The organism is Methanococcoides sp. DA23 (genome assembly GCF_057593895.1).
In genome coordinates, this window is sequence record NZ_CM172520.1 from 1,890,243 (window position 1) to 1,916,981 (window position 26,739).

Consider the following 26,739-nt stretch of genomic DNA (forward strand, 5'->3'; position numbering starts at 1 on the left):
GAACATGAAAATATCCACCACCCTTGAGTTTATCAGTACTGATGCACCCAACATCGCAGAGAAGGTCGCTCTTTCATTGAAACCGGACAATCTCTCGAACATGGAAACTGAGATCGGAGATGGAAAAGCCATTATTACGATCAGTACCGAGAAGATATCATCCATGATAGCAACTGTTGATGATCTGTTGATGAACGCGAAGATAGCTGAAGATGTGATATGTGAGATAGAGGACAAAGAATGAAAAACGAATGGACAACATTAAAGGATGTGGAGAAGGACATCCTTGATTGTAGGGCATGTCCTCTTTCTGAAACGGTCATAAACAAGGTCGTGCGCAAAGGTTCGGATGAGCCGAAAGTGCTTTTCATAGGTGAAGCACCGGGGAAGAACGAAGATGAGACAGGCGTGCCTTTCTGTGGTCGTGCAGGGAAGATACTGGACGAGCTTATTGAATATATGGGACTTGAGAACTCTGACTGGGCTGTCATCAATACCATCAAGTGCAGGCCACCAAATAACCGCAATCCCAATAAAAATGAGCTTGATCGTTGTAAACCTTTCCTGACCCGACAGATAGAACTGCTTGACCCGAACCTCATAGTCCTGCTTGGGAACACTGCAGAGAAAGCATTTTGCAGTGGACATAAGATGGAATGGGGAGCTGTTGAGATGCTTGAAGGCAAGAACGTGTTGAAGATATTCCATCCGGCAGCATTGATCTATACGAGGTCAAGAACGCAAGATCAGCATAGATTCCTTGATGAGAATCGCCATCTCTGGGAAAGTGAATGATCGCATTCCTTCCAGTACCCACCTGCTTTTGTTGGAAAAATTATTAAATCTAAAGCCTATTTCATAACTGTTCGCTTAGCGATCAGATCCAATTAATTAGACCACTATTCGACAAATATCAAAAATACTATGATAGTGGTCCATCTTATCACGGTCAGTTTCAAGAGGAAAAATGCATGGAACTTAAATTCAATCTTAAAGGAGCATTCAAAACCAGTGCCGATCCTACCGGTGCAAAGGAAGTTATTGCCCAGTATTTTGATGAGGCAAACAAGACCATCCTTACAAAAGGAGCACCTGAAGGACAGGGAGCAAAGATAACACAATGGGACATTGTGGACGGAAGTATCGAGCTCACCATTGAATCCGGAAGGTATGTCAGGGCACACGATGCCATCATACGCCTGAGAAAGCCACTCGCTGCCAAACTTGGAAAGGATTTCCGTATCGGCATTCGCGGTGTCGATGTCAAGAAGTTTACAATAGAAATGCCAGCAGAAGGGGAAGTTGGCAATATGAACATCCCTCACGTAAGCAATATCTCAGAAGTGGAGGGGGGCCTTATTCTTGAACTGGAGGTTGGAGAATCCGAGCTTGAGAGACGTATTCCGGACAGGATACTGACCCTTATGGAAGAGAAGGTCAGGGCAAAGGACTATGGCGGCAAAGCGGAACACTGGCAGATCCTCTGGGAAAGTGACAAGAAGGAACACACGTTCGCAGGAGACCCTACCCAGGAAATGATGAAACATGGATGGATCAAGCGGGGTGCAAGCCGTGGTCAATGGATACACGGTCCGCAGTCCACAAAGATGTTCAGGACATTTGAGAAGATAGTCTATGACGAGCTTCTTGAACCTCTCGGATATAGGGAAATGATCTTCCCGAAACTTGTTCCATGGGAGGTCTGGCAGAAATCCGGACATGCAAAGGGTGTCTACCCTGAGATATACTATGTGTGCCCCCCAAAGACAAGGGACCCTGCGTACTGGGAAGAGGTGACCGACCATTACAAGGTCACGCATGAAGTACCGACAGAGCTAATCAAATCAAAGATCGGAGACCCTATCGGCGGTCTGTGTTATGCACAGTGCCCACCTTTCTGGATGTATCTGCAGGGAGAGACCATACCTACCGATGAGTTCCCAATAAAGGTCTTTGACAAGTCCGGAACATCACACCGCTATGAGAGTGGTGGAATTCACGGCATGGAACGTGTGGACGAGTTCCACCGTGTAGAGATAGTATGGCTCGGCACCAAGGAACAGGTCATCGAGAAGGCTAAGGAGCTGCATGAGAGATACATGCACATATTCAATGAGATACTTGACCTCGAGTGGAGAAAGGCCTGGGTCACCCCATGGTTCATGGCACAGGAAGGGCTTACAGGTCTTTCTGAGCAGGGTGAGGCAGGTACCACCGACTATGAAGCACCACTGCCATACAGAGGAGATGATGGAGAATGGCTGGAGTTCCAGAATGTCAGTATCAATGGCAATAAATATCCGTCAGGTTTCAATGTGAAATCCCAGACCGGTGAAGAACTGTGGTCTGGTTGTTCAGGTGTAGGACTCGAACGCTGGGCATCTGCGTTCTTTGCACAGAAGGGACTAGACCCCGAAAACTGGCCAGAGGAGTTCAGGAAAAGAGTAGGAGAGGTACCAAAAGGAATTCGCTTCCTGTGATATCCCTTTCAAGTACCGATTTATTTATATATGGACGCCTACAGTATAGGCACGCTATTAATTAACCTATCAAAAGGGAATTTTACCGGTCAGAATCACGAACATCACATCTTCGTTCGATCAAGGAATTGGTCGAACACATCAATAATAATCACAGAGGAGGAATTACTTGGCTAAAAAGAGAGTACAAAGGAAATTGGATAAGTGGAAATTAAAACAGTGGTATAACATCGTAGCACCAAAGTTCATTGGTAGCAACCACATCGGTTTAACTCCAACTGACGATCCAGAAAGTCTTATTGGTCGTATTGTAGAAACCACCGTTGGCGAACTTACCAACGATTTCTCAAAACACAACATCAAACTTAAGTTAGAGATCGACAACGTCACAGGCGATGTTGCAAATACAAGGTTCATCGGTCACGAGATCACAACCGACTACCTCCGTTCCATTGTAAAACGCCAGACCTCCAGGATCGACACTAACCTTAATGTCAAGACAAAGGATGGCTACAAGATCAGGGTCAAACCTATATGCTTCACTGTAAAGAGAGCAAGGACAAGCCAGATCAAGGCACTCAGGGACATCATGACCGAAACAACAGCAAAGCGCGCATCTGAACTCGACTTCGAGCAGTTTGTCGAAGAGGCTATTGTCGGTAAACTTTCCGCAAACATCTACAGGAAAGCAAAGTCCATCTACCCACTCAGAAGAGTAGAGATCAGGAAGACCGAAGTTCAGGTAGTTCCTCCACACCGCATGGCAGCAGCATCAATTACACCTGTTGAAGAAGTTGTAACTGAAGCACCTGTTGAAGAAGTTGTGGCTGAAGCACCTGTTGAAGCAGTCGAAGCAGTTGCACCTGAAAAACCTACTGAAGAGTGATCTTCAAAATATATATGGTGACCTTCCGGTCACCTTTTTAACCTTTTTTGACTTCTTATAAGTTATTTCAATTCGGACACATCAGATCAATAGAATTATGATCCAGAAAATACATCCGAAAACTGCTGTAGCGTAAGCTTTTTTCAGGAAAGAGAATAACTTTTGACGCTCTTCTAGCTTTTCCATAATGATATTCTGGAATTTCACAATTGAAATTATAGCTGAGAATATTACAATCTTTATACCAATTCCAAAAGTCGGTGATACCGTAACTTTTTCCAAACCTAAGAGCTGCTGCTCAAAATGGGAACCGAAAATGGAAACAAAGAGAAGGAACCAGCCGACAATACCAAAAATGAATGCAGCAACCCTAAGCTTTACACCATAATACCTTTTCCACTTGTTCCAATCCATACTATCACTCAAAATTAAAAAGCAAGAGACCGGAAAAGCCGGCCTCATTCATGGACATGGAACTTACTTGTGGGTGAAATAAGCGACAACGCCATCATCCACAGAATCGATACGACAGAAACCAAATCTCTCGAACTGGACCACATTGTCAAGTTCATCCACTATCTGCTTTTCACCTATACCGACAAATTCACCTTGCGGTGCAAGTACTTTTACAGGAATACCGTCTTCCGGCACCCAGTGGATTATACGCATCTTGTTGCTCTTTGCATCTTCCATTGAATCACCTATACATTTACATTTCAAAGGTGACACAGAAGTGATCTCTATATTATACAGGTCTTTCATACGCAACATATCGCCCACTTTGGCAGACTCGACATCGCTCTTGCAGACAAGCAGCTTTGAACCTATATCGATGCAACGTACTCCCCTATCCTCAGAAGGATGAAGGGACGGGTTCACAGTACAACATACAGCATCCTCGACCTCAAGCTCCACAGGGTCCCACACAAAGAAGTACCTGTTAGCAATAGTGTCGATGATCTTCCTATTCTCTGCATAGAGGGTATCCATACTGAGACTGACATCCGTTTCACCCACACCCATATCGATCATGAACTTACGGATAGCTTCAGGCTTGATACCCCTCCTTCTAAGAGCACGAAGCGTAGGCAACCTTGGATCATCCCAACCGGAGTATTCGCCATCCTCTATGGACTGGCGCAAACCACTTGTGCTGAACTTACCGAACTCATGCATTTTCACACGACCCCAGTGAGTTGTCTTTGGATATTCCCAGCCCAGATAATTATAGATATAGCCCTGACGTTTTTCACTGTCCATCAGGTCCTTACCACGGATGATATGGGTCATACCAAGCACATGGTCCTCAATTGCACCCTCGAAGTCAAGCAATGGCCAGACAACATACTTATCATCGACTTCAGGTCGGGGATGAGCTGCCTTAACTATCCTGAAAGCACCAAAATCACGCATTGCAGGATCCTTATGTTCAATGTCGGTCTTTATCCTCACAACCGCAGCCTTCTCCTCATATTCACCCGCAAGCATCTTGTCCCAGTGCTCAAGATTTACTTCAGGTGCATGATCCCTATGAGGACATGGCTCCTTAGCATCCTTGAACTTCTTGAAGTCACCTCCTTCACAGAAACACACGTAAGCGTGTCCCATCTCCAGGAGCTTTCTGGCATAGTCATAATAGACCTCCATGTTGTCAGAGGCAATGACCACCTCATCCGGTTTTGCATCAAGCCACTCACAATCCTCGAGGTACCAGTCATATGCTTCAAGCATCGGACGCTTTGTCTGTGGGTCAGTGTCATCGAACCTAATGATGAACTTGCCGCCATACCTCTTCACATATTCCGAGTTCACAACGATACCACGGGTACTACCAAGAGTCGGCGGACCATTCGGATTCGGTGCAAAACGCATGACAACACTCTCGCCCTCCTTGACATCCAGAGGCTTAAGCCCTTTATCAGGCTCCTTTTTCGTGTTAAGCTCCTCTATAAGTTCAGGTGCTATCACTTCAAGTCTTGCCTGCCATTCTTCAGGCCCCTCTTTCATGACCTCATCAAGGACATGCTGGATAACAGGACCGACCTCTTTTGAAAGAGGACGAAGATGAGGACATGAACCCATGACCTTTCCCATAACAGCTCCAAGTTGAGGTGCTTTTCCATATTTAACAGCGTTTTGAAGCGCAAATTTCTCAATAGTAATCTTATCTTCATCACTTAAGGTCATCTAAATACCCTCATAGGATCAAATGAATTGTAGAACATAATAAATTATAATTAAAAACAAAGAGAGATCAGAAATTAGCCCCGATCTGCCTTATCTGTGTGATCTTCTCCAGTATATCACCTATATTGCCCTCGAACTTGCCAATGAACTCTTCTGCAAGATCACCGGCAGTAGCACCATGAGATGATGGTTTTATGAGATGCTCCTGCTCAAGGACACGTAAAGAATACCTGACCTTATGCGTAGGCATCCCTGTTTCCTCAGCAAGTTTCAATATACCTATAGGCCCATTCCCAATGACCTTTTTAAGAACGAGCAAATGTCGTTCAGTAAGCTCAAGTTCCCTGTTGATCTGGTCAAATAGCATTATATTACCTCGTTCGCCAAAGTGCCTATACCTTCGATCTCAACCTCAACAACGTCCCCGCGCAGTAATTCCCCCACACCAGGAGGAGTACCTGTGGAAATGACGTCACCTACCTCTAATGTCATTATATCTGATATAAACTCTATCAGATGCGGTATGTCAAATATAAGGTTCGAGGTACTGGAATCCTGCCGTACTTCACCATTCACCCTGCATTTGATAGAAGCATTGCTGGAATCGAAGTCCCCCCCGGGAACAATGAACGGCCCCAGCGGAGCGAACGTATCAAAGCTCTTTGCACGTGTCCACTGTCCGTCTTTCTGCTGCAGGTCACGGGCAGTCACATCATTGAAGCAAGTATAGCCCGCAATAACATCACCCGCATCCTCAGGACCGATGTTCCTGCATCTTTTCCCAATTACGACTGCAAGCTCCGCTTCATAGTCCACACGCTGGCTCATGGCAGGATAAACGATCTTACCACCAGAACCTATGACCGAAGAAGGTGGCTTCATGAATATGACAGGCTCTGTAGGAACTTCCATACCAAGTTCGATAGCATGATCAATATAGTTCAGACCAATGCAGATTATCTTAGAAGGTTTAGCAGGTGGAAGCAAAGCAAGCTCGGACATCTCAAAAGTTCCGCCATCAGGGGACAGGGAAGTTACAAGATTCCCATCGTTGCTCAGCTCTCCGTAGAAAATATACCCATCGTGTTTGAATCGACCCATCATAATTGCACATTCTCTGTTCTAATTGTACTAAAGAACAGAATTGTAGTATAAAATATTTATCAGCCAATGTCTTACAAAAAATATTATGAGCTGCGGAGATCTCATCGATTATCATAACAAATTTATAATTAATATATACATATATTCGATCAGATGAGTGAAAAGGGGAACGAATTCGGGTTACTCTATGGCGGAAAGAACTATGACATTTTTGCCACATTGCTGGGATTCGGACATTCATACTATGAAAAAGCAGCAGGTGAACTACCTCTTAAAAAAGGAATGAAGGTACTCGACCTTGGGTGTGGTACAGCATCCCTTGAAATAGAGATAGAGAAAAGGACAGAGCACACATGTAAAGTGTATGGAATTGACCTTTCCGACACACAACTCAAATATGCCCATTCAAAAACAAAGGGAATGGAAGAGGAGATCTCGTTCTACAAAGGAACAATGGATGAACTTCCTTTCAAGAATGATGCTTTCGACATAGTGGTGACGAGCGTAGCCTTCTGCGAGACCGATACGGAAGTAAGAAGAGGAGCTATCAAAGAAACCTCAAGGGTGCTAAGAACTGGAGGATATTTTGTCCTTATCGACTGTGCCAGACCGAGGATGACACCTACCAGCGTAATGATGCTACCCTTCTTCATGCTCAAAACGAATGATGATAACTGGAACAATACATATGTTGATATCTGTAAAAATAACGGCCTTGTGCTGGACAAGGAAGCCTATCTGAAATCCTACATACGTTGCCAGCTATTCAAAAAAGAATGAAATAATTAAGCCGCAGGTCCTTCCCGCGACATTTCAATATCACCCTCATGTGACTGTTCAATATCTTTCTTATATACGATAGTCCTGTAAGGGAACGGAATTTCAATACCTTCAGCATCAAACCTCTTTTTGATGGCTTCCCTCAGATCGCAACCCGTACTAAAACCCACCGAACGGTCCTTTACCCACACATAAAGCCTGAGATTTACTGCAAAATCCCCCAGCTCGGTCAAACGAACAACGATCTCATCGCCCTTAACGATCTCATCAGCCTTTTTTGCATGAGAATTATATGTTCTGAGATCAGAATATGGCATCACATTCTTGTGTTTGCTTGCCTCATCGATCATGATACTTCTTGCAAGATCAATATTGGAATCATAGCTTATACCGATATCAACGGTCCAGTTGACCGTTGGATCATCGATGGACCAGTTGATTATGGCCTCGTCACTGATCACGTGATTGGGGATGTTCAAACGCCTGTTATCCCATGTCCTTATTTTGGTATAACCAAGGGTTATGTCAGTGACCCTGCCATATTCGTCATGAATTGTCAACAGGTCACCCACACGGAAAGGTCTGAAGGTCGCAAGCGCGATACCTGCAATGATGTTCGAGAGAGTGTTCTGAGCGGCCATACCAACTACAATACCTGCAAATCCGGCACCTGCAAAAAGAGCAATTGAAATATCCCTAAGTCCGGGGATGGAGAAGACGATCACAATAATACCAAAGAAATATACAAGACCCACCACAATACGCCGGACAAGCCCATAGGTCGTTTCATCGATCTTCATCTTTTTACTGGCAAACTGAAAATATGCTTTTAAGAGCCTATCTACCATTTTTGCTGAAACGAAAGTTAATATGACTATCAGAAAAACGAATATTATAGTAGCAATATCCCACGAGATCCACGAAGGGACAATGTCCAGAACTTCCATAGCCAATTATTAATGCAGAACTAATATAGATATTTAGTCATTCAATAATATACAATTATATCAGACCATAAAGATAAACGAGACTGAAAAGCACAGTTACACCCAGAATAAGAACACTGATGGTGAATACAATGAACACCCTCTGTAACCTTGCTTCTTCTTCTGTCAGTGGACGAATGTTCTTCACATGTTTTTTCTCAAGCACGTAACCTATCACAGTACCAAAGCCTATTCCAAGTGCGGGGCCAATAGCAATGCCTATAGCGACATTCCCTAAAGCTATTCCGATGGCAATACCTAAAGGCATACCCAGCAAAAGACCAAACGCTATACCCATGCCAAACCAGTAGCCTTTCGGATACATACCACCATTTGCTGTGTCAGCCACTCTTTTCTTTACAACATTAAGTAAGAAGATACTAAGTACACATAGAACAAACGCAAGGAATACTGCGGATAGAACAAGGCTCATATGTAAAGGATTACGAGAACTTTATTTAAATATTTGCAGTAAACCGGGTTCAACAATGTAAGCAACATCATCAGAAGTTGCACTGATCAATAAAAGACCACAGGATCAGATCTCCACGTAGACCTTACCGTCTTCGACCTTTGTAGCATAAGAGACCTGGTCATTACATCTGCCGGAAAATGCCTGCACAAAAAAACCCGCTTTTTTTTTGATCTTACCGGAGGTCACATCATATTCACATTTGTGACGAGGACATATCACGATATTATCCTTAAGTTTCCCATCCACAAGTTTACCACCCATGTGATTACAGATAGCATCGATGGCATAGAACTTACCAACAAGATTTACTACCAGGATCTTATTGTCACCTGAATCGAAACTGCGCATTTCCCCGTCCTGCACATCATCTGAACTGCATATCTCCGTATATTCGGTCATTTAAGATACCCCATACAGTGTTGGCTACGCTTGCATAAAAATATTAGTGCTACATAGGTTCCGATCGAAAAAGGATATTCAAATGGAATTAATATAAAACCCAAGAATTACAACCTAAATTATTTAAGTGTGTATTGATAACTTTTATATGGGAGCTTTTGTAAGGAGGTTGTGGGATTGAAACAAAAGATTAAACGTTCTGAAGAAGAATGGAAAAAAATACTGACGCCTGAGCAGTATGCTATCCTCAGGGAGAAGAAGACCGAAATACCATTTACAGGCGAGCTGTTACGCAACGATAAGCCAGGCGTATATAGCTGTGCAGCTTGTGGCCAGGAGATCTTCAGTTCAAAGAACAAATTTGATTCCAGCTCAGGTTGGCCGAGTTTCTATGAAGTGCTCTCCAGTGATCGTGTGGAGCTAGTTCTCGATGATAGCTATTTTATGAAAAGGATCGAGATCCAATGTTCACGCTGTGGAAGTCATCTCGGACATGTTTTCGATGACGGCCCTCAACCTACCGGAAAAAGATATTGTATAAATTCGGCATCATTGGGCTTTACAGAAGGCTCAGAGAAGGAAGACAAGGACGATAAATGAGGGGGACCGAAAATGGAAAGAGCAACATTTGCAGCAGGATGTTTTTGGGGTGTTGAAGCTGCGTTCAGCAAGGTCGAAGGTGTGATCTCAACAAAAGTGGGATACACCGGTGGCACATTGAAAGAGCCGAGCTATAAGGATGTTTCCACGGGACTGACCGGACATGCTGAATCCATAGAGATCTTTTTTGACGAAACGGTCATCACATACGAGGAACTGCTAGAGATATTCTGGAACACGCATGACCCTACGACAAAAGACAGGCAGGGACCTGATCATGGATCACAGTACAGATCCGCCATATTTTACCATAGCGATGCTCAAAAGGAAGCTGCACTCAGATCCAAAGAACAGCAGGAGCGTTCAGGAAAGTATGATAGTAGCATTAAGACAGAGATAGTAGAAGCATCTGAATTCTACCCTGCAGAAGACTATCATCAGAAGTATTTCCAGAAACTTCAGTTCAAACGATGATTAAAAAGAGAAGGAAAATAATGAAAAGCAAGACAAATAAGGGAGTTTACCGGAAATTCCGGAATTCCCCCATTCAAAAGAGGCTGCTATAAGATGAAACCCTCATGAGGACCATAAGTGCAATGGACCCGGCCAGTGTGGCAAAGAACAATCCGTTGCCATCAATGTTTAAGCCGCTGGTTCTCCATTCAAAGAGCTTCTCTTCTTCTTCCATCATAGAACCTGTGTAATATGTGTCCATATCTGTATTCCTCCTTATTGGTATAGTACAATTTGTCACGATTAATGATTGCACATATCTATAATGATTAATCATTTATAAGTGTTTCGTCGAATACTTTCAAAAGACACATAGGAACACAAAAGAATTGATATGTACACAAATTTACACAAGCCTTTAAGAGCCGATAAGAAAGGATCGGAGATCAGGAACAGTTGAAGTGCGATAGAGGAAGAAGCAGATAACAAAAAAGAAAAGCGATATCATAAGATATCATGAGATATCAAATAGACACCGATTCCCATCAGCAATGTCAAAGTCCAGCATACTATTACAATATCCATGTGGACCTTCTTTTTGAACCTCCATCTGTTGGTCACAAAAAGAATGATGAAGATCAGAACTATTGCGCCCAGAAGCCGGTGCAGACCAAGTATGATCCCATATTCTGGCAGTCTAAAGCCCAGACTGATAGAATAGAACATATACAATACCGTAGGGAACATCACATAGACCGCAAGGGAAGCTGCCCTCCCATGCTCTGCGAGACCCACTTTTTTAAGATTTATCGCATACAAAAGCATTACAAAAGCTATCACTTGAAGAGCAAGTGACAGATCGGCAAGTACAGAGATTACAGATACCAATAGATTACCCCCAATTATTTATTACATAGTAAGATGGGAGTAGAAATTATTTATCTGTTGCTACAGGTAGCTGCTTTCCAGAATTAGATCCATCTGGCATGATCAGATATGAAAATGGTCATAAATAGAGAGCCAATACATTACGCCAGCTTGTCACTGAGATTTAATCCCATAACACCGACCATGATGATGAATATGGAAACCATCTTTATGGCTGTTGCAGGCTCTTTGAAATAATATATACCTATCAAGGTCATGGATGCTGTCCCCACACCAGACCAGATGGCATAGGCAAGGCTCACATCGATATTCTTCAAAGCAAATGGAAAAATGCTGAAACTTATGCCATAGAACACGAATATCATCAGAGATGCCGGAATGTTGGAATAGCCATCGGATATTTTCATGCAGACAGTACCGCAGATCTCAAAAAAGATGGATATTGCCAGAAGTGAATAGCTCATATATATTCCCCGGATCACAAGATATATCTGATATCTATGGAAGCTATTTACAGATAAACATAATGACCATGAAAAGATATATTATTCTTGACCTGAGCAACGATAAATGAATGGTATGGAACCACCATAAATAGTTAGCTCTCAATAAATAAAACACATAAGGAGATAATAAAAATGCCAGAAGACCCCCTTCAGATAATAGCAGATAATGACCCGGAATTCGTCAAACTTTTGGATGATAGCCTTCATAACGCATTCCCGGAAAATGGAATACCTTACAAGTACAAGCTCCTGATGGCATTGTCCCTCGATGCATCAAAAGGTGCTGTAAACGGAGTCCGCTCCCTTGCATTGCAGGCATTGGATGCTGGTGCCACAAAGGAAGAGATCATGCAGACCATCAGGATCACACAGTACATATGCGGGATAGGCAGTGTTTACGTGGCTGCTAATGCCCTTCAGGATGTTCTGTAAATTGTAAAAAATATCTGCGCATAAGTTCCAGAAATTTATAAGTACAGAGCTTTCCAAAGTTAAAGAGTATTGTAGATATTAATTCCGGGGGACTTATGTATGGCAGATGTAAAAAATAAAGTGGCTGAAAATGTAGAAGGGGCTTATTACGTGGATGATCAGTGTATCTCTTGCCAGAGATGTATTGATGAAGCTCCCAATAATTTCAAGATGAATGAGAACGGTTCGAATTCTTTTGTATACAAACAGCCAGAGAACGATGCTGAAAAGAAGAATTGCGAAGAGGCCATGGACTCATGTCCTGCAGAAGCGATCGGAAATGACGGATAAGTGCATTACTTATCTCTAAAGCATCTTTTTTCCCATTTTCCTTTTTCTTTATTCTTCATTCTTTTTTTGAACCATTGAAGATGCAGATTTATAGAATATAACCACTTACAAAAAAGTTTATACCGAACAGCACTTCCGTTTTGCCCCACATGACGTATTCAAAAAACTCAAATAGATTGCAAACTGTTATTCTTATATGAGTTCGAACTATGGGGACCTGGTAAAATCGCTCGATTCCAAACAGCAGGCATATGTGGATCTGGAACTGCCTGATCCGACCAATGGGGAATACCTTCTCGGAGTATTTCACTTGATACCGGGAGGAGAACTGAACGTACTGCAAGCAGCCGCAGAGATCGCTGCAGAATCATCAACCGGGACAAATATCAAGGTAAATACGGAAACCGCGTTTTCCAGAACCATGAACGCTCTGGTGTATCAGCTTGATCTGGAGAGAGAGCTGGTGTGGATCGCTTATCCGTGGAGACTCTTTGACAGGGGAGGAAATGTCCAGAATATACTGACCTACATTGTCGGCAACATCCTTGGAATGAAAGAGATCCAAGCATTGAAGCTGATGGATGTATGGTTCCCGCCATCCATGCTGGAGCAGTATGACGGTCCAAGCTATACTGTGGATGATATGCGAAAGTACCTTGATGTTTATGACAGACCGATCCTCGGCACCATAGTCAAACCAAAGATGGGACTCACCTCAGCGGAATATGCGGAAGTGTGCTATGATTTCTGGGTAGGCGGAGGAGATTTTGTCAAGAACGATGAGCCTCAGGCAAATCAGGATTTCTGCCCGTATGAGAAGATGGTCGCTCATGTGAAAGAGGCCATGGACAAGGCTGTGAAAGAAACCGGTCAGAAGAAAGTTCACTCATTCAATGTATCAGCCGCTGATTTCGACACCATGATCGAAAGGTGTGAGATGATCACCAATGCAGGATTCGAGCCCGGAAGCTATGCTTTCCTGATAGACGGCATCACGGCCGGATGGATGGCAGTACAGACCCTCAGAAGACGATATCCCGATGTGTTCCTGCACTTCCACAGGGCTGCCCATGGCGCCTTTACAAGACCTGAGAACCCCATAGGTTTTTCAGTTCTGGTACTTTCAAAGTTCGCACGCCTTGCCGGTACTTCAGGCATACACACCGGAACAGCCGGCGTAGGTAAGATGAAAGGCACACCCGCAGAAGATGTTGTTGCCGCACACGGCATCCAGTACTTGAAGTCACCCGGACACTTCTTCGAGCAGACCTGGTCAAAGATCATGGATACCGACAAGGATGCCATCAATCTTGTCAATGAGGACCTTGCCCATCATGTAGTCCTCGAAGATGATAGCTGGAGAGCCATGAAGAAGTGCTGCCCCATAGTTTCCGGCGGTCTTAACCCTGTGAAACTGAAACCCTTCATAGATGTAATGGAGAATGTTGATTTCATCACGACCATGGGTTCAGGCGTACACTCCCACCCCGGAGGCACACAGTCAGGTGCAAAGGCACTGGTCCAGGCATGTGATGCATATCTTCAGGGAATAGATATTGAAGAATATGCCAAGGACCATAAGGAACTGGCAGAAGCTATCGAGTTCTACTCGCATAGGTAATTGTACGAAAAGGATCTCTACACGCATATCTGAATGTGTAGAGATCTAACCTTTTTAATTCCGATATTTTAGAATATATTATCCCCATTAATAATAGTAATAAGAAACAAAACCATAGATTTGAAAGACTGATAAATCGGCCTTGTAGAAATCCACAGTTTTGTTTTAATTGAATTCAAATATCGACATGGAACATCACTCAATTAATTTGGAGAGAACACACTCATTAAACCAACCTGAAGTAAGATAATCCACCAATAGATCTAATGAACCATCTGGATTTTTTTTAGCTATTAATTCCATTTCTTCAGAATTGTCAAAAATGTATGCCCTACGACAGTGCTTTAAAGCCTCAAATAAATTATTGTTGGCCTTTGTGTACCGATCATAGATCTTTTCACGAGGAACATCGTGACCACCCATTTGCACCCGTTGTGCCACACGAACACAATTAATTTCAGGGTCGTTTGTGCTTACAAAATACAAATAGACATCCCAGCCGAGTTTTTTTGCATCTTTGAGAAAATCTATTTTTGATGGATGGGATAAAACTGTTTCAAACGAAAACAAACGTTCATTTGTTTTTATGAGACATTGTCTAAGATAATCCGATAGCATTGCACCCATATATGAACTTTTTTTAGTTATGTAAAAACAGTTGTCTTTAATTTTGAGGTCTTGAATGGTAATGCCAAGTTTTTCATAAAAATGATATTTTAGTACAAAATCTCGAAAATCGCCCTCATCCACTTTTACTCCGAAGTTATCGAAATTGAGAATATCCAATAAATTAAGTTCATCAGGATTAACATGACGATTAGGATCGATCAGTTCATCCCTTTTTTCAATAAATTCACTAACAATTGCAGTTTTACCAGATCCATTTGGTCCTGCAAATACCCTCATACGTTGTTTCATATGTAGTATCGTTTTTTGTTTAGTGTTACAGGACTATTTTCAATTCTCTTAATGACATCAGTACTTCCATCTGGATGCAACATGACAATGTTTTCACCCTGTTGTCTTGCTACTGATATCCCATGACTAAATGCATTTTGTTTCGCACTAGAGGATGCTGCCCTCGCGACTCTCACGATATTATCAACTTCCCGTGTCCTGCGGTTCCTTTTATTGATAGATAGTCGCATTATAGATTCCTCCGTCTAGCTAATTGGTCATGTATAATCATCATACACAATCGTTACATAAATACATTTGTGTGTTGATCCATATTTACACTATAGATCAATTCACATCTATTGAAACAGCTAACTTATACTTATGGACGATTTTATCATTCTTTGACAAATGCCAATACATTACAAAAGTCAGTATTGAATCCACTGCAATTCCTTCCAGTGTCGCCCATGTCCGAGCCATTAGGAAGATTTGAGCTCATTGTAATAGCTTTAATTATATAAGTCATATTGAATATAATATGCATATTCAAATATGATTTTGCTACAAACATCCAAAAAAGATAGTGCGGGAGGTGCGATTCGAACGCACGAACTCCTACGAGACAGGGTCCTAAGCCCTGCGCCTTTGGCCAGGCTGGGCAACCCCCGCAAAAAGGAACAATCCTTAAACTCATTTTTCATATTTAATATTATGCAATGATGCAAGCAGATATAGTTCTGCATAACTGCCTCATAACCATACAAACTTCATTCATTGGCTTCGGTCGGCGGGTGTTTAAGAATTTTTATTTCTTTCAGGAACATGGCCGCCACAACTACGAGCATCAGATATATGCCCACAGGGGCTGCCATCCATACACCAGTAAGACCGTAGTATCTCGGCAGTATGAACAGTAAGGGAAGGATGAAGATGAAGATCTTGCCGAAATGAATGAATAATGAAGGTCTTATCTTGTTCACTGACTGGTAATAGACAGCCACGGATATGATGACACCCTCAACGAGTATACCGAATATGAATATTCTCATGCCTTCAACGGCTGTTACCAGCAATTCAGGATCATTGCGATTGAAAAGCTGTATGATCGTTTCCGGGAACAGGTATAGCAGAGTGAATCCTGAAAGCCCTACAAAAAAACATGATAGTATGGCCATTTTGGTAGCACTGTACACCCTGTCGTAAAGTTTTGCGCCGTGGTTGAATCCGATTATAGGCTGTACACCTCCAGAGATGCCTTCGAATATCATATAGAAGATGGCGAAGGAATACTCGATGACACCATAGGAAGATACTGCGACCTCTGAGCCGTATTTCAGGAGCATATAATTATAGCTCAGCACAAGCACTCCAAGGGATGCCTGCATGACGAATGCCGGAAAACCGGTCTTCAATATGCCTGCAATTATTTTGAGGTCAGGGCTTATGTCGGAAAGGTAAAGTCTCAACTGCGCATGCCTGCTGAAGAAATAGGAAACGAATGCGATCATCGAAACTGCAAACGCAATAATAGTAGCAATGGCCGCACCCTGCATACCCATACCCCAGCGCATGACGAAAAGATAATCAAGCACGATGTTCGTCGCAGCGCCCACAAACATCATCTTCATGGCAAAGTTGGGGCGACCGTCATTACGCACAAGGGGATCAAGCCCTATGCCTGCAATGAGACAGATCGAACCTATGAACATTATTTGGAGGTAGTCGTTCGCCATAACGAAAACAGTGCCTGTAGCACCCACCATCCTGAGCAATGGCTCAGTGAAGAACAGCCCCAGTATAGCAAAGAACGTACCTACTACGAACATCAAAGGCAGCATATCAGAAGCGATCCTATGGGCACGCTTGCGATTCCCCTTCCCAAGCTCAATGGCCACAAGGGAAGCCCCACCTGTGCCTATAAGCATGGCAATTGCGATCATACCAATGAGCAAAGGATATACAAGTGTCACCGATGCGAGACCAAGAGTACCGACACCATTGCCGATGAAATAGCCATCAATGGTGATCTGCACACCACCGATGATGAAACCCACGACCGCAGGAAGTGCGAATTTCCTGAATAATTTACCCATACTTTCAACTGCTAATTCGTCTTCACTCATTTCTCATCATCCTCTTCAAGATTGGAAGTTATCTTTTCCCACAGGACTGAAAAGACCTCGAACTCATTGTCGTCAAGGACCTCCTCGAGCCTCCCAAAGAACAGATAGTCAGCAGACCTGCCCAGTTCGACAACATCATTCCCTTCTGCAGAGAGAGTTAAATTACAGACACGTTTATCACTGATCGAACGTTCGACCTCCAGCAGACCCATATCAACAAGTTTCTTCACCATGGCACTTGCAGAAGGTTTCTTCACATCCATTGCAGATGCAAGCTCCGAGATTGTAGGATTGACGAGTGATCTGACCACCATAAGATAAGAGAAGGAACTAAAACTCACATCAGCATACTTCTCAACCTTTTCATTTTTTGTCAGGATCTTCTGATAGTACTTATCGACCTTTTCAAATGAAAGTTGTGCGGGCATAATGATTAGTCAGGCTAACTAATATATAAGCCCCACGAAAAGTCAACTAGCTTCAGACATCCATGCTCTGACCTGCTGCCTTGAACATGAACAATGCAACCTCCCTTTCTTTGCTGTGGTCAACGATGGGGCCAGGATATCCCGGTATGTCCATATCACCCCTTTCCAGTTTGTGAATGCGATTTGGTTCGGTGGATTCCAATTCTGGGACCCATTTTTTAATGTATACACAATCTTTGTCGAACTTCTTTTGCTGTAACCAGGGATTGAAGATCCTGAAATAGGGTTGTGAATCAGCTCCTGTGGAAGCAGCCCACTGCCAGTTACCATTATTCACACAGGGATCATAGTCCACGAGCTTGCTTGCGAAATAACGCTCGCCCCACTTCCAGTCGATATGCAGGTCCTTGACAAGGAAGGAAGCTACGATCATCCTCACACGGTTGTGCATATATCCCGTTGTGTTCAGTTCCCTCATGCCTGCATCCACAATGGGAAAACCCGTTTTTCCTAAACACCAGGCATCGAAAAGGACATCATCATTGCTCCAGCTGAGATCATCGAACTTCTTTTTGAACGCATGTCTGAACACATCAGGAAATTCGAAGGATATTTGGGTGAAGAAATCACGCCAGTACAATTCATTGATAAGTGTATGACCCCTTCCAAGTTCATCAAGGACCGAATAGTAGAATTCCCTTATGGATATAGTACCCAGCTTGTTGTGTGCAGACAGACCCGTAGTTCCCTTGAGGGAAGGCAGATCCCGCTCTTTATCATAGTTCACGAACTGGGATAGGGACTGCAATACAGACAGTCCATTGGCCCTTCCCCCATGCACGAATATACGTTCATTCATTTCAGGTATTAATTTTTCCAGAAAACTGACCTCATCGACCTCATCAACTCCGCAATCCCCAGTGAAGAAATTGCCCTCACTGAACATTGAAGGAATAGCAATATCCCTTTTCGAGGCCTCCCTGAAGAACTGGGTGAAGACCTTATACGGAGTTCCTTTTTTCGTGCGTATGGTCCCAGGTTCATGAAGCAGACAGTCATGGAATTGAAGCATATCCACACCTTTATCATTACACATACTAGCTATTTGCATGTCCCTTTTGATGCTGAAAGGAGTATAATCATGGTTCATAAGAACAGCATCAATATCCAGATTATCCAGAAGCTTACCAATTATCACCTCAGGAAGACCTGAAAAGAGATACAGCCTGCCATTAACTTTTTTGAACTGCCTTTTGAGGTCATCAAGAGACTCCAGCAGGAACTGCAATGCATTGCTGTTGAAAGCATTCCTTCCAGGATCACATAAACGCGGATCGAATATGAAACAGGGAACGACCTCATCGGACATGTCAAGAGCTGCCAGAAGAGCAGTATTGTCATCCACACGCAGGTCCCTCCTGAAAACAAAGAGGGATATCTTGAACCGGGATCTCATTCTACCTCCACTGCAATTTCATTCCGCATGATCATAGGAGGGACCCAGGGAGGATTGTACCGCATAAGGAAGAATTCCCCTTTTGCATTCAGGCCGTGCTCTGAAAGCTTATTCTCGAGTATGAGCTTCCGAGATTCAATTTTAGGATCGGTCACATATCCGGAAAATCTTATTACGGCAAGCTTTCTGGCCGACACATCGTGAATTGATATGGCCTCATCCAGAGGATGGGGAGCATTGTCCACATCATACCCCCCTGGCAGTACGAAAGACATATGCAGGACATTTTCCTCCTGTCGGGATATCACAGGAGCGGTCATCGCTATCTTTACATCATTTTTGTTCTTGCCGAAGATATAGCCCGACAGTGTCCTGAACCCGGAGTTCGAATCCTTTGCATCCGCAGATATGAATGTACTTCGATCGTACTGCCTTATCTCAACACCATCGCCAAGCTCTTCTATAACCGTATAATTAAGTTGTTCAGTACTCATTGAAACCTTGACCCCCACCAGGAACCATATTGCAACAAGAACTAAGATCAGTACCGATATCACAAATAAAGCCCCCATTTTCTTTATAATGATATATGCGAAGGGGAACTTAATAAATATTTAGTATGAAAAACACATCTTTGATAAAAAACAAAGTGAACACTATTAGAAAAGTTAGATATGAAAAAGAATAGAATGCGCCAACCGGGATTTGAACCCGGGTTTAGGGCTTGGAAGGCCCCAGTCATAGCCACTAGACCATCAGCGCACTTGCAACCCTTAACTGGCATTTTTAGAATATAAACATTTCGGCTAAAGCCACCATCAGATAGAAAGTATTGTACTGAATGCAATACATAATAAAACATCAGCATTATGCCGCTGTGACAGAGCAGATATCAAAGAGAATACGTGCTACGGAGCTCCTTTATGTTGTCACGCAATGCTGCTGCCCTTTCAAATTCCAGATTCGTGGCAGCCAGGTGCATCTCCGCTTCAAGTTCGATGATCATATCAGCGATCTCGATATCAGAAAGATCTTCTGCGACTTCGAGGACCTCAGATACGACCTCACCATATTCCGATTCAACAAGCTCCCTCTGGAGAGCTTTATGGATGGTCTGCGGAACTATACCATGTTTTTCATTGTACTCAAGCTGGATCTGTCGCCTTCTGTTCGATTCCTTCAGAGCAGCATCCATGGAGCCGGTAACTTTGTCAGCATAAAGGATCACATATCCATCCGCATTCCTTGAAGCTCGCCCCATTGTCTGTATAAGAGATCTTTCCGAACGCAGGAACCCCTCCTTATCAGCATCAAGGATAGCTACAAAGGCCACTTCAGGAATATCCAGCCCCTCCCTTAGCAGATTGATACCCACCAGAACATCGAACACACCCTTTCGCAGATCACGGATTATCTCTGCCCGCTCAAGAGTGTCGATATCAGAATGCATATAACGCACCCTAATACCCATTTCCAGCAAGTACTCGGTCAGGTCCTCGGCCATTCTTTTGGTAAGAGTTGTGACAAGGGTGCGATAGCCTTTCTCAGTGACCTTATTGACCTCACCGATAAGATCGTCGATCTGATTCTCCACCGGACGAATGAACACCACAGGGTCAACAAGACCTGTCGGCCTGATTATCTGCTCCACCACAGCACTGCTGATACCGAGTTCATAATCCGCAGGTGTAGCTGACACATAGATGGCCTGGTTTATCTTATGATGGAACTCGTTGTAGGTCAAAGGCCTATTGTCGTAAGCAGATGGAAGACGGAAACCATAATTGATGAGGGCCTCCTTTCGGGCACGATCCCCGTTATGCATGCCCCTGATCTGAGGAATGGTCACATGAGACTCATCGATAACAAGCAAGAAATCATCCGGGAAGAATTCGAGCAGAGAGGAAGGAGGATCTCCAGGCTTGCGTCCGTCAAAGTGACGGGAATAATTTTCAATGCCACTGCAATATCCAAGCTCGCGGATCATCTCCAGATCGAACTTTGCACGCTGCATAAGCCTCTGAGCTTCAAGAATACGGTTCTCAGACTCCAGTTTCGCAACCTGCTCCTCAAGTTCCTTTTCAATTGAACCAAGCGCTTTGACCATTTCCTCCTGTGGCATTACGAAATGTTTAGCAGGATATATGACAATGCTGTTGCCCTCTTGAACCTCGTCAATTGTCTTTCCAGTCACGGGATCAAAAGAAGAGATCCTATCGATCTCGTCCCCAAATAGTTCTATACGAACCCCATGGATATCCTGTGCAGGAAAAACCTCAATGGTATCACCTTTGGACCGGAAGGACCCTTTGGCAGGTTCAATATCGTTACGCTCATAGTGGATATTGATCAGTGCGGTAAAAAGATCACTTCTGCCCATCTCATCACCCGGGCGGAGAATAACAGACATTCGCCTCCACTCATCAGGAGAACCGATGTTGTAGATGCTTGAAACACTGGAGACCACAATAACATCCTTACGCTCAATGAGCGATTTTGTGGCTGACAGACGCAGACGATCGATCTCTTCGTTCACAGAAGAATCTTTTTCGATGTATGTATCCGTGGTAGGAAGATAAGCTTCCGGCTGATAGTAATCATAATAACTTACAAAATATTCCACTGCATTATTAGGAAAAAATTCACGGAACTCAGAGAAGAGCTGTGCAGCAAGCGTTTTATTATGTGCTATCACAAGGGTCGGTTTCTGCACGTTCTGTATCACATTCGCGACAGTGAAGGTCTTTCCGGAACCCGTAACGCCCAACAGGACCTGATGTTTCAGACCTTTGTTCAGCCCTTCGGTTAACTTTCTGATAGCCTCCGGTTGGTCACCTTTAGGTTCATAGTCAGATACAAGATCAAAACCACTCATCACTCTGTGAATATGTATGTGAATAGCTATAAACGTATGCGTGTGTCACTGTGACAGTTTTCACAGAATAACAGGAAGTGAATACGCCATCACGAGAAAACAACAACTGTTTGATATTAGACAGTAGAATATAAGAATATGAACTAAAAAAACGGTAAACTAAGCAGTAACAAATTATATTTACCAGGATCAGGTCCTCTGTACCTGCCAGACAGGATAACCTTGTGCATAAGGCTGACCTGCAGCCTCCACACGGTCACCAATGTAAAGATATTCACGCTGAGTTCGATTTCCACGGCGTTCAAGGAGGTTCTTTCGATACATACGGGAAAGATATGTGGATACTGTACTCAATTTTATCTCACCGTAGATACTTTCGTAGTGCTCCTGTATCTTTTGTGAAGTTGACCATTCGCGTGAATGCTCGTATTTCAGGAACATTTCGAGTCTTTCACTGATCGTCAGAGAAGTGTCCATTATTCTGTCACGGAGTGATAAGTTCGGCACGATCTTGTTGTTAACTTGTGGAACTTGTTTTTCTGTGACAGTGGGCTGAGCAACATTTGGCACACCTATATTGGGATGTGATATAGTCGGTTGTTGCTGTTGTTGTGGTGGAATATAGTTAACGGACTGATTCAAAACAGGATCAACAGATGTATTCACATTTTGCTGGTTCACAGGAACGTAGTACTGCGGGTAGTGAACCTGTGTTGGTGGCATCTGCATACCAGGATACATCGGTGGTACAGGTGATGTTACCGGCATAACAGACACTGGGTAAAATTGATTTTGCCCACACTGTTGTGGTTGTAACACTACAGGTTGTGGATTTTGTTGTGAAAAAAGTTGTTGGGCATTCTGCCCGGAATGCAGATTGGCTGATGAAGATCCAGTCGAGTGAGTTTGTGTTTCATCTAAAGTATCAATAAATTTGATTACTCGTTGTTTCACATTCTCACCAGCAAATTCAATGCTGGTGGATTCTTTTCCTTCGTCATCGAGTACTTCGATCCGAATCTTCATCTTATGCGCTCCTGCTAGCGTATCCATCCATCCCCTCAGATCGGTGGATTCACAAACCATTCATCCCCTCAGATTATGGTTTAGTTTTTGTGTGAATGCAGTCAAATTCAATCGCATTGTGGTGATTTTATGCAATTGATACATGCTGCAATATAATAATAGTGTGTGATAATATATAAATATTTCCTTGAATCTGTGTCATTATATGTTTTACGGTAAATTAAAGGGTTTTAAAGCTTTATTTTCAGAAAAAAACAGATAATTACAGCTTAAAATCGAAGAGAATTATTCCATTGAGCACAATGGAGAAAAAAGACAATTGCTCGCCCGAAGCAAAATGATATTAAAACGTATATAATGTGCATGAACTAGATATAAGCCAGCACAATAACAAAAATAACAAAATAATGAAAACAATACGGATCAATTAGTATTTAAAGCGAGAAAGATCCCCAAGAAATACAAATGAAACAAAAAAAGCGTGCCCAATAAGGATAAAAGAATCCATAAGGATAAGATAATTTCTAACACGCAGTTGTTTTATATTACATGATGTTATAAGAAGGCAACATGACCGAAGTAAGTGAAGGATCAACAGCAGGAAATAAGTCCACTGAGATGGATTCTAATGGTGGTGACCACAATACTGATGAGATGCAGGAAATGGACATCAAAGAAGTGATCAGTGAGAACGAGGTTCTAAAGGTCCAGAACGAAACAATGAAAGCAAAGCTTCTTGAAAGCAATATGATGGTGAACAAATGCAGGTCAGAGGTGGATCAGCTTAAAGACCAGCTTGACCACTTGACGACACCGCCACTGTTCATTGCCAGCGTCATGGAAGTAGAAAATGGCATGGTACTCCTGCGCCAGCATGGCAATAATCAGGAAGTTATGACAATGGTACCACCTGAAATGGAAGGAAACCTCGAACCGGGCATGCGCGTAAGCATCAATGCCGCATTCGCCATCATCGACATCATCAGCAGGGCAGCCGATGTTCGTGCACAGATGATGGAACTTATCGATTCACCTGGAATAGATTATGATATGATAGGCGGTCTTGATGAGGTGCTCAAGGAAGTCATTGAGTCAGTTGAACTGCCACTTACAGAGCCAGAGCTGTTCGAGAACCTTGGTATTGAACCACCAAGTGGTGTTCTTATGTACGGCAGCCCTGGAACAGGAAAGACACTTATTGCAAAAGCAGTTGCCTCAAGAGCACATGCGACATTCATTCGTATGTCAGGCTCGGATCTTGTACAGAAGTTCATTGGAGAGGGCGCAAGGCTCGTGAAGGATGTTTTCCAGCTTGCCAGAGAAAAGTCCCCATCCATATTGTTCATTGATGAGATCGATGCAGTAGGTGGAATGAGAACCCACGATGGAACGACCGGTTCTGCAGAAGTGAACCGTACGATGCTTCAACTTTTGGCAGAGATGGATGGTTTCGACCCCAGTGGTAATGTGAAGATCATAGCTGCGACCAACAGAATAGACCTGCTTGACCCAGCTCTTTTGCGCCCAGGAAGGTTTGACCGTATAATCGAGATACCCATACCCGATGAAAAGGCAAGAGAGGATATTTTGAAGATCCATACAAGGAAGATGAATCTTGAAAAAGACCTCGACCTTGCTAAGATCGCAAATATGACCGAGGGCCTTAGTGGTGCAGACCTTAATGTAATAGTTAAAGAAGCAGGCATGTTCGTGCTCAGAAGAAGAGGCGACATGATCACCATGAAAGACTTCCTTGATGCTTTCGCGAAAGTCGTTTCAGAAGAAGAGGTTAACACCCCAGCTGGAATGTTCGCATAATGCGAACTTCCAAATATCTTTTTCGACGAAAGTTATAAATAGAATAGATTGCTTTTAGGGGATGTTAGAAGCAGCAAAACCGTGTGCTCCGATAGTGTAGCACGGCCAATCATACAGGACTCTCACTCCTGCGACTGGGGTTCGAATCCCCATCGGAGCACCATTAACTCTTTTTAATCATTTCAATAAGTTTGTAGCAATTAATATGGATTTTTTGATGTTCAAATTGCCTGCGAGCTTATAGCATACAAATATGCTAAAAAAGTTGTTGATGCTAATACTAGGCATCTAATCATTATTGAAAATAAATATTACAGGACATCAGGAAGGATCACAACAAAAGAGATAGAGATAATATGTCGATCCATTAGATCTTTTGAAGAATGACAAATTAAATTAAAAAAGCAAAGAGTTATCCACCCTTTGCTTCAATTTGTGAAATACCATAGAAGTCCCAGTGCAATACCCATCAACACCCACATTTTAAAGCTACAGCAACCACCAGAGCTGCAGCAACTTCCACTCCGGCATACTGTATCAGCCTCATGGACATCAGCACCTTGCATTTCATCATTCTTTGAAGTATTCTCATTTCCGTTCATGAATTAGTCACTCCTATTTCTTGCTCTGAAAAATATTATAGATTTATAGATCAATATATTAAGATTTCCACTTTGCAGACCACCGATCATACAAGCCATCTGCTTTTGGAAAGGGAAGAAGACATTTCAATATATGCATGCAGGCAACTCACATCCAACCTTGGGTCACTCATCACCAACTACCTTCCGATACTCAAGCTCACAGGCATACAAACAAGCAGCCAATCTCTTCATCTCGCCAAGATCATCAACCGTCTGCTTCAATCCAAGTTTAGAACATTCCCCCGAGACCTTACAAACATCACAACAATTCTGACCCATGCGTTTCCCCCTTAAGATTAAAATACTACCCATCAGCGTTAAAATAGCATGTGACGAAATTTAGAGAACTAAAAAAATGAGTCAAGCATTTCCAGATAGATCCCCTAAAAATGTAATAAAAGGGAAAAAAGTGAACCTTAGAAGCTTGACAAGAAACCGACCTTACTGAATACGAACACAGCGACAGAACCCACGGCAACTTCCTGAAGATTGAAAGGAATAGATCCACCAGGGTTTGTGAGTATATAAAGGATTAATGTTGCGATTCCTGCAAAGGCGAAAGCACCAATGATAACATCTTCCATTTCTACCATTTTTTTCACGCTCATTTTGAAGTAGAGTATTCAATTTAAGCCACTAAAGTAACAATTATTGTATATACACTAACTTCAAACCGTTTTTAAGTGATAATGTGATTTTCCTAAATGGGGATGTCGCATATAAACTTTATGGGTTAAAAATTAAGAAATGTCTTTAAAGGATAGATATCGTTCTCGACAAGAGATAATTAACCTTGCATGAGAAATACAACCCTCCGGCGTTGTAACTACAAAAAAAGAGATGAAGCAAAACATTAACTGAAAATATAAGAAGACTTCTGCCAAGTGAACTGATAGCAGATCAGACATTCATGATTACCGCCCTTGCTGCCCCACAGAATTAGATAACACAGAATCAACAATATTTCCAAGCTCTTCGTCCATAAATGGTTTGAGCAAAAAGCCCTGAGGATCAGCAAGTTCTGCCATCTCCCTCGTTTCACGGGAAGAATCGGCAGTAATGAACACGATCGGAGTATTCGACATTTCCCGTATCTTCATCGCGGCCTCCACACCATTTATTCCGCCCTTTAACCGGATGTCCATGAGTACTAGGTCAGGTCGCATCTCCTCGACCATTGCGATAGCATCAACCCCTCTTGAAGCCAGACCGGACACACAGTACCCCATTTTTGCCAGCTTCAACTTTATCATCATACCGACGATAAGTTCATCCTCAACTACTACGATCTGCGCATCTTTCATAATACTGCCCTAAGATAAACATTAAAGCTCAGGATGAC

Annotated in this window: 31 protein-coding genes, 3 tRNA genes and 1 pseudogene; 12 read left to right on the plus strand and 23 right to left on the minus strand. The window is 43.0% G+C overall.

The annotated features are described in order from the left end of the window. The first annotated feature begins 4 nt into the window (after window positions 1-4). The 4 genes and pseudogenes from AC20MK_RS09335 to AC20MK_RS09350 all read left to right on the plus strand — a co-directional run. Entirely contained in the window at window positions 5-244 is a 240-nt protein-coding gene (locus tag AC20MK_RS09335; protein WP_487355554.1) for a KEOPS complex subunit Pcc1, read from the plus strand. Beyond that, window positions 241-795, plus strand: coding sequence for a uracil-DNA glycosylase (locus AC20MK_RS09340; protein WP_487355555.1), 555 nt, complete (start codon window positions 241-243; stop codon window positions 793-795). The genes AC20MK_RS09335 and AC20MK_RS09340 overlap by 4 nt, the downstream gene beginning before the upstream one ends. 176 nt (window positions 796-971) lie before the next feature. After that, the gene (locus AC20MK_RS09345) at window positions 972-2,480 is read left to right on the plus strand and encodes a serine--tRNA ligase (RefSeq protein WP_487355556.1); all 1,509 of its coding nucleotides are present in this window, start codon (window positions 972-974) and stop codon (window positions 2,478-2,480) included. A 169-nt stretch (window positions 2,481-2,649) separates the two neighbouring features. After that, window positions 2,650-3,249, plus strand: a pseudogene (locus AC20MK_RS09350) (30S ribosomal protein S3ae); the annotation flags it as partial. A gap of 198 nt (window positions 3,250-3,447) precedes the next feature. Here AC20MK_RS09350 and AC20MK_RS09355 read toward each other — a convergent pair. From AC20MK_RS09355 to AC20MK_RS09370, 4 genes are all read right to left on the minus strand, one after another. After that, window positions 3,448-3,780, minus strand: coding sequence for a hypothetical protein (locus AC20MK_RS09355; protein WP_487355557.1), 333 nt, complete (start codon window positions 3,778-3,780; stop codon window positions 3,448-3,450). Window positions 3,781-3,843: 63 nt separating this feature from the next. Continuing rightward, the gene (locus AC20MK_RS09360; RefSeq protein ID WP_487355558.1) at window positions 3,844-5,553 is read right to left on the minus strand and encodes a glutamate--tRNA ligase; all 1,710 of its coding nucleotides are present in this window, start codon (window positions 5,551-5,553) and stop codon (window positions 3,844-3,846) included. Between the two features lie 67 nt (window positions 5,554-5,620). Then, on the minus strand, window positions 5,621-5,920 hold the full coding sequence (locus tag AC20MK_RS09365; RefSeq protein WP_487355559.1) for a hypothetical protein: 300 nt from the start codon (window positions 5,918-5,920) through the stop codon (window positions 5,621-5,623). After that, window positions 5,920-6,657 (minus strand): fumarylacetoacetate hydrolase family protein, encoded by a 738-nt coding sequence (locus tag AC20MK_RS09370; RefSeq protein ID WP_487355560.1) that lies wholly within the window; start codon window positions 6,655-6,657, stop codon window positions 5,920-5,922. The genes AC20MK_RS09365 and AC20MK_RS09370 overlap by 1 nt, the downstream gene beginning before the upstream one ends. Window positions 6,658-6,810: 153 nt before the next feature. Between AC20MK_RS09370 and AC20MK_RS09375 the strand changes: the two genes are divergently transcribed. Continuing rightward, window positions 6,811-7,437, plus strand: coding sequence for a class I SAM-dependent methyltransferase (locus AC20MK_RS09375; protein WP_487355561.1), 627 nt, complete (start codon window positions 6,811-6,813; stop codon window positions 7,435-7,437). Between the two features lie 5 nt (window positions 7,438-7,442). On the opposite strand, the gene AC20MK_RS09380 is transcribed toward AC20MK_RS09375, so the two are convergent. The 3 genes from AC20MK_RS09380 to AC20MK_RS09390 form a co-directional block, all read right to left on the minus strand. Further along, the gene (locus AC20MK_RS09380) at window positions 7,443-8,384 is read right to left on the minus strand and encodes a mechanosensitive ion channel family protein (RefSeq protein WP_487357097.1); all 942 of its coding nucleotides are present in this window, start codon (window positions 8,382-8,384) and stop codon (window positions 7,443-7,445) included. A 55-nt stretch (window positions 8,385-8,439) separates the two neighbouring features. Then, window positions 8,440-8,856, minus strand: a complete 417-nt coding sequence (locus AC20MK_RS09385) for a hypothetical protein (RefSeq protein WP_487355562.1) — start codon at window positions 8,854-8,856, stop codon at window positions 8,440-8,442. 105 nt (window positions 8,857-8,961) lie between these two features. Further along, window positions 8,962-9,297, minus strand: coding sequence for a Rieske (2Fe-2S) protein (locus tag AC20MK_RS09390; RefSeq protein WP_487355563.1), 336 nt, complete (start codon window positions 9,295-9,297; stop codon window positions 8,962-8,964). Between the two features lie 177 nt (window positions 9,298-9,474). Between AC20MK_RS09390 and msrB the strand changes: the two genes are divergently transcribed. Both msrB and msrA read left to right on the plus strand, forming a co-directional pair. Continuing rightward, a complete protein-coding gene (gene msrB / locus AC20MK_RS09395) occupies window positions 9,475-9,897 on the plus strand; it encodes a peptide-methionine (R)-S-oxide reductase MsrB (protein ID WP_487355564.1) in 423 nt (140 codons plus the stop codon). A gap of 12 nt (window positions 9,898-9,909) precedes the next feature. After that, entirely contained in the window at window positions 9,910-10,371 is a 462-nt protein-coding gene (gene msrA, locus AC20MK_RS09400; RefSeq protein ID WP_487355565.1) for a peptide-methionine (S)-S-oxide reductase MsrA, read from the plus strand. A gap of 73 nt (window positions 10,372-10,444) precedes the next feature. Here the strand turns inward: msrA and AC20MK_RS09405 are convergent, their stop codons facing one another. From AC20MK_RS09405 to AC20MK_RS09415, 3 genes are all read right to left on the minus strand, one after another. Further along, window positions 10,445-10,612, minus strand: coding sequence for a hypothetical protein (locus AC20MK_RS09405; protein ID WP_172368414.1), 168 nt, complete (start codon window positions 10,610-10,612; stop codon window positions 10,445-10,447). A gap of 242 nt (window positions 10,613-10,854) precedes the next feature. Then, window positions 10,855-11,238, minus strand: a complete 384-nt coding sequence (locus AC20MK_RS09410; RefSeq protein ID WP_487355566.1) for a hypothetical protein — start codon at window positions 11,236-11,238, stop codon at window positions 10,855-10,857. A 140-nt stretch (window positions 11,239-11,378) separates the two neighbouring features. Next, window positions 11,379-11,702 carry a DMT family transporter gene (locus AC20MK_RS09415; protein ID WP_487355567.1) on the minus strand — a complete coding sequence of 108 codons (324 nt, stop codon included), beginning with the start codon at window positions 11,700-11,702 and terminating at the stop codon, window positions 11,379-11,381. Window positions 11,703-11,876: 174 nt separating this feature from the next. Between AC20MK_RS09415 and AC20MK_RS09420 the strand changes: the two genes are divergently transcribed. The 3 genes from AC20MK_RS09420 to AC20MK_RS09430 all read left to right on the plus strand — a co-directional run bounded on the left by AC20MK_RS09420 (window position 11,877) and on the right by AC20MK_RS09430 (window position 14,127). Further along, entirely contained in the window at window positions 11,877-12,176 is a 300-nt protein-coding gene (locus tag AC20MK_RS09420) for a carboxymuconolactone decarboxylase family protein (RefSeq protein ID WP_487355568.1), read from the plus strand. Between the two features lie 99 nt (window positions 12,177-12,275). After that, a complete protein-coding gene (locus tag AC20MK_RS09425) occupies window positions 12,276-12,506 on the plus strand; it encodes a ferredoxin (RefSeq protein WP_487355569.1) in 231 nt (76 codons plus the stop codon). Window positions 12,507-12,702: 196 nt separating this feature from the next. Beyond that, complete coding sequence (locus AC20MK_RS09430) at window positions 12,703-14,127, plus strand: ribulose-bisphosphate carboxylase (protein WP_487355570.1); 1,425 nt, start codon at window positions 12,703-12,705, stop codon at window positions 14,125-14,127. Between the two features lie 195 nt (window positions 14,128-14,322). On the opposite strand, the gene AC20MK_RS09435 is transcribed toward AC20MK_RS09430, so the two are convergent. The 10 genes from AC20MK_RS09435 to AC20MK_RS09480 all read right to left on the minus strand — a co-directional run bounded on the left by AC20MK_RS09435 (window position 14,323) and on the right by AC20MK_RS09480 (window position 22,995). Then, window positions 14,323-15,045 carry an ATPase gene (locus AC20MK_RS09435; RefSeq protein WP_487355571.1) on the minus strand — a complete coding sequence of 241 codons (723 nt, stop codon included), beginning with the start codon at window positions 15,043-15,045 and terminating at the stop codon, window positions 14,323-14,325. Then, window positions 15,042-15,275 (minus strand): hypothetical protein, encoded by a 234-nt coding sequence (locus tag AC20MK_RS09440; RefSeq protein WP_487355572.1) that lies wholly within the window; start codon window positions 15,273-15,275, stop codon window positions 15,042-15,044. The genes AC20MK_RS09435 and AC20MK_RS09440 overlap by 4 nt, the downstream gene beginning before the upstream one ends. A 336-nt stretch (window positions 15,276-15,611) precedes the next feature. Further along, window positions 15,612-15,696: transfer RNA gene (locus tag AC20MK_RS09445), tRNA-Leu, on the minus strand. A gap of 98 nt (window positions 15,697-15,794) precedes the next feature. After that, window positions 15,795-17,150, minus strand: coding sequence for an MATE family efflux transporter (locus AC20MK_RS09450; RefSeq protein ID WP_487355573.1), 1,356 nt, complete (start codon window positions 17,148-17,150; stop codon window positions 15,795-15,797). After that, entirely contained in the window at window positions 17,147-17,578 is a 432-nt protein-coding gene (locus tag AC20MK_RS09455; RefSeq protein ID WP_487355574.1) for a MarR family winged helix-turn-helix transcriptional regulator, read from the minus strand. Before AC20MK_RS09455 ends, AC20MK_RS09450 begins: the two co-directional genes overlap by 4 nt. A 52-nt stretch (window positions 17,579-17,630) precedes the next feature. Next, window positions 17,631-19,034: a cryptochrome/photolyase family protein gene (locus AC20MK_RS09460; RefSeq protein WP_487355575.1), complete on the minus strand. Its 1,404-nt coding sequence runs from the start codon at window positions 19,032-19,034 to the stop codon at window positions 17,631-17,633. Then, window positions 19,031-19,591 carry an SOUL family heme-binding protein gene (locus AC20MK_RS09465; RefSeq protein WP_487355576.1) on the minus strand — a complete coding sequence of 187 codons (561 nt, stop codon included), beginning with the start codon at window positions 19,589-19,591 and terminating at the stop codon, window positions 19,031-19,033. Before AC20MK_RS09465 ends, AC20MK_RS09460 begins: the two co-directional genes overlap by 4 nt. Window positions 19,592-19,724: 133 nt before the next feature. Further along, window positions 19,725-19,796: transfer RNA gene (locus AC20MK_RS09470), tRNA-Gly, on the minus strand. A 130-nt stretch (window positions 19,797-19,926) separates the two neighbouring features. Beyond that, window positions 19,927-21,909: an excinuclease ABC subunit UvrB gene (uvrB, locus tag AC20MK_RS09475; protein ID WP_487355577.1), complete on the minus strand. Its 1,983-nt coding sequence runs from the start codon at window positions 21,907-21,909 to the stop codon at window positions 19,927-19,929. A 189-nt stretch (window positions 21,910-22,098) separates the two neighbouring features. Beyond that, window positions 22,099-22,995 (minus strand): hypothetical protein, encoded by an 897-nt coding sequence (locus AC20MK_RS09480; RefSeq protein WP_487355578.1) that lies wholly within the window; start codon window positions 22,993-22,995, stop codon window positions 22,099-22,101. A 510-nt stretch (window positions 22,996-23,505) separates the two neighbouring features. On the opposite strand from AC20MK_RS09480, the gene AC20MK_RS09485 reads away from it, so the two are divergent. Together AC20MK_RS09485 and AC20MK_RS09490 are read left to right on the plus strand one after the other, a co-directional pair. Next, entirely contained in the window at window positions 23,506-24,753 is a 1,248-nt protein-coding gene (locus AC20MK_RS09485; RefSeq protein WP_487355579.1) for a proteasome-activating nucleotidase, read from the plus strand. Between the two features lie 85 nt (window positions 24,754-24,838). Then, window positions 24,839-24,916 (plus strand) — tRNA-Glu (locus AC20MK_RS09490). Window positions 24,917-25,520: 604 nt separating this feature from the next. Here AC20MK_RS09490 and AC20MK_RS09495 read toward each other — a convergent pair. From AC20MK_RS09495 to AC20MK_RS09505, 3 genes are all read right to left on the minus strand, one after another. Then, window positions 25,521-25,676, minus strand: a complete 156-nt coding sequence (locus AC20MK_RS09495) for a hypothetical protein (RefSeq protein ID WP_487355580.1) — start codon at window positions 25,674-25,676, stop codon at window positions 25,521-25,523. A 137-nt stretch (window positions 25,677-25,813) separates the two neighbouring features. Next, on the minus strand, window positions 25,814-25,990 hold the full coding sequence (locus tag AC20MK_RS09500) for a hypothetical protein (protein ID WP_487355581.1): 177 nt from the start codon (window positions 25,988-25,990) through the stop codon (window positions 25,814-25,816). A gap of 321 nt (window positions 25,991-26,311) precedes the next feature. After that, complete coding sequence (locus AC20MK_RS09505; RefSeq protein WP_487355582.1) at window positions 26,312-26,701, minus strand: response regulator; 390 nt, start codon at window positions 26,699-26,701, stop codon at window positions 26,312-26,314. Between the last annotated feature and the right edge of the window lie 38 nt (window positions 26,702-26,739).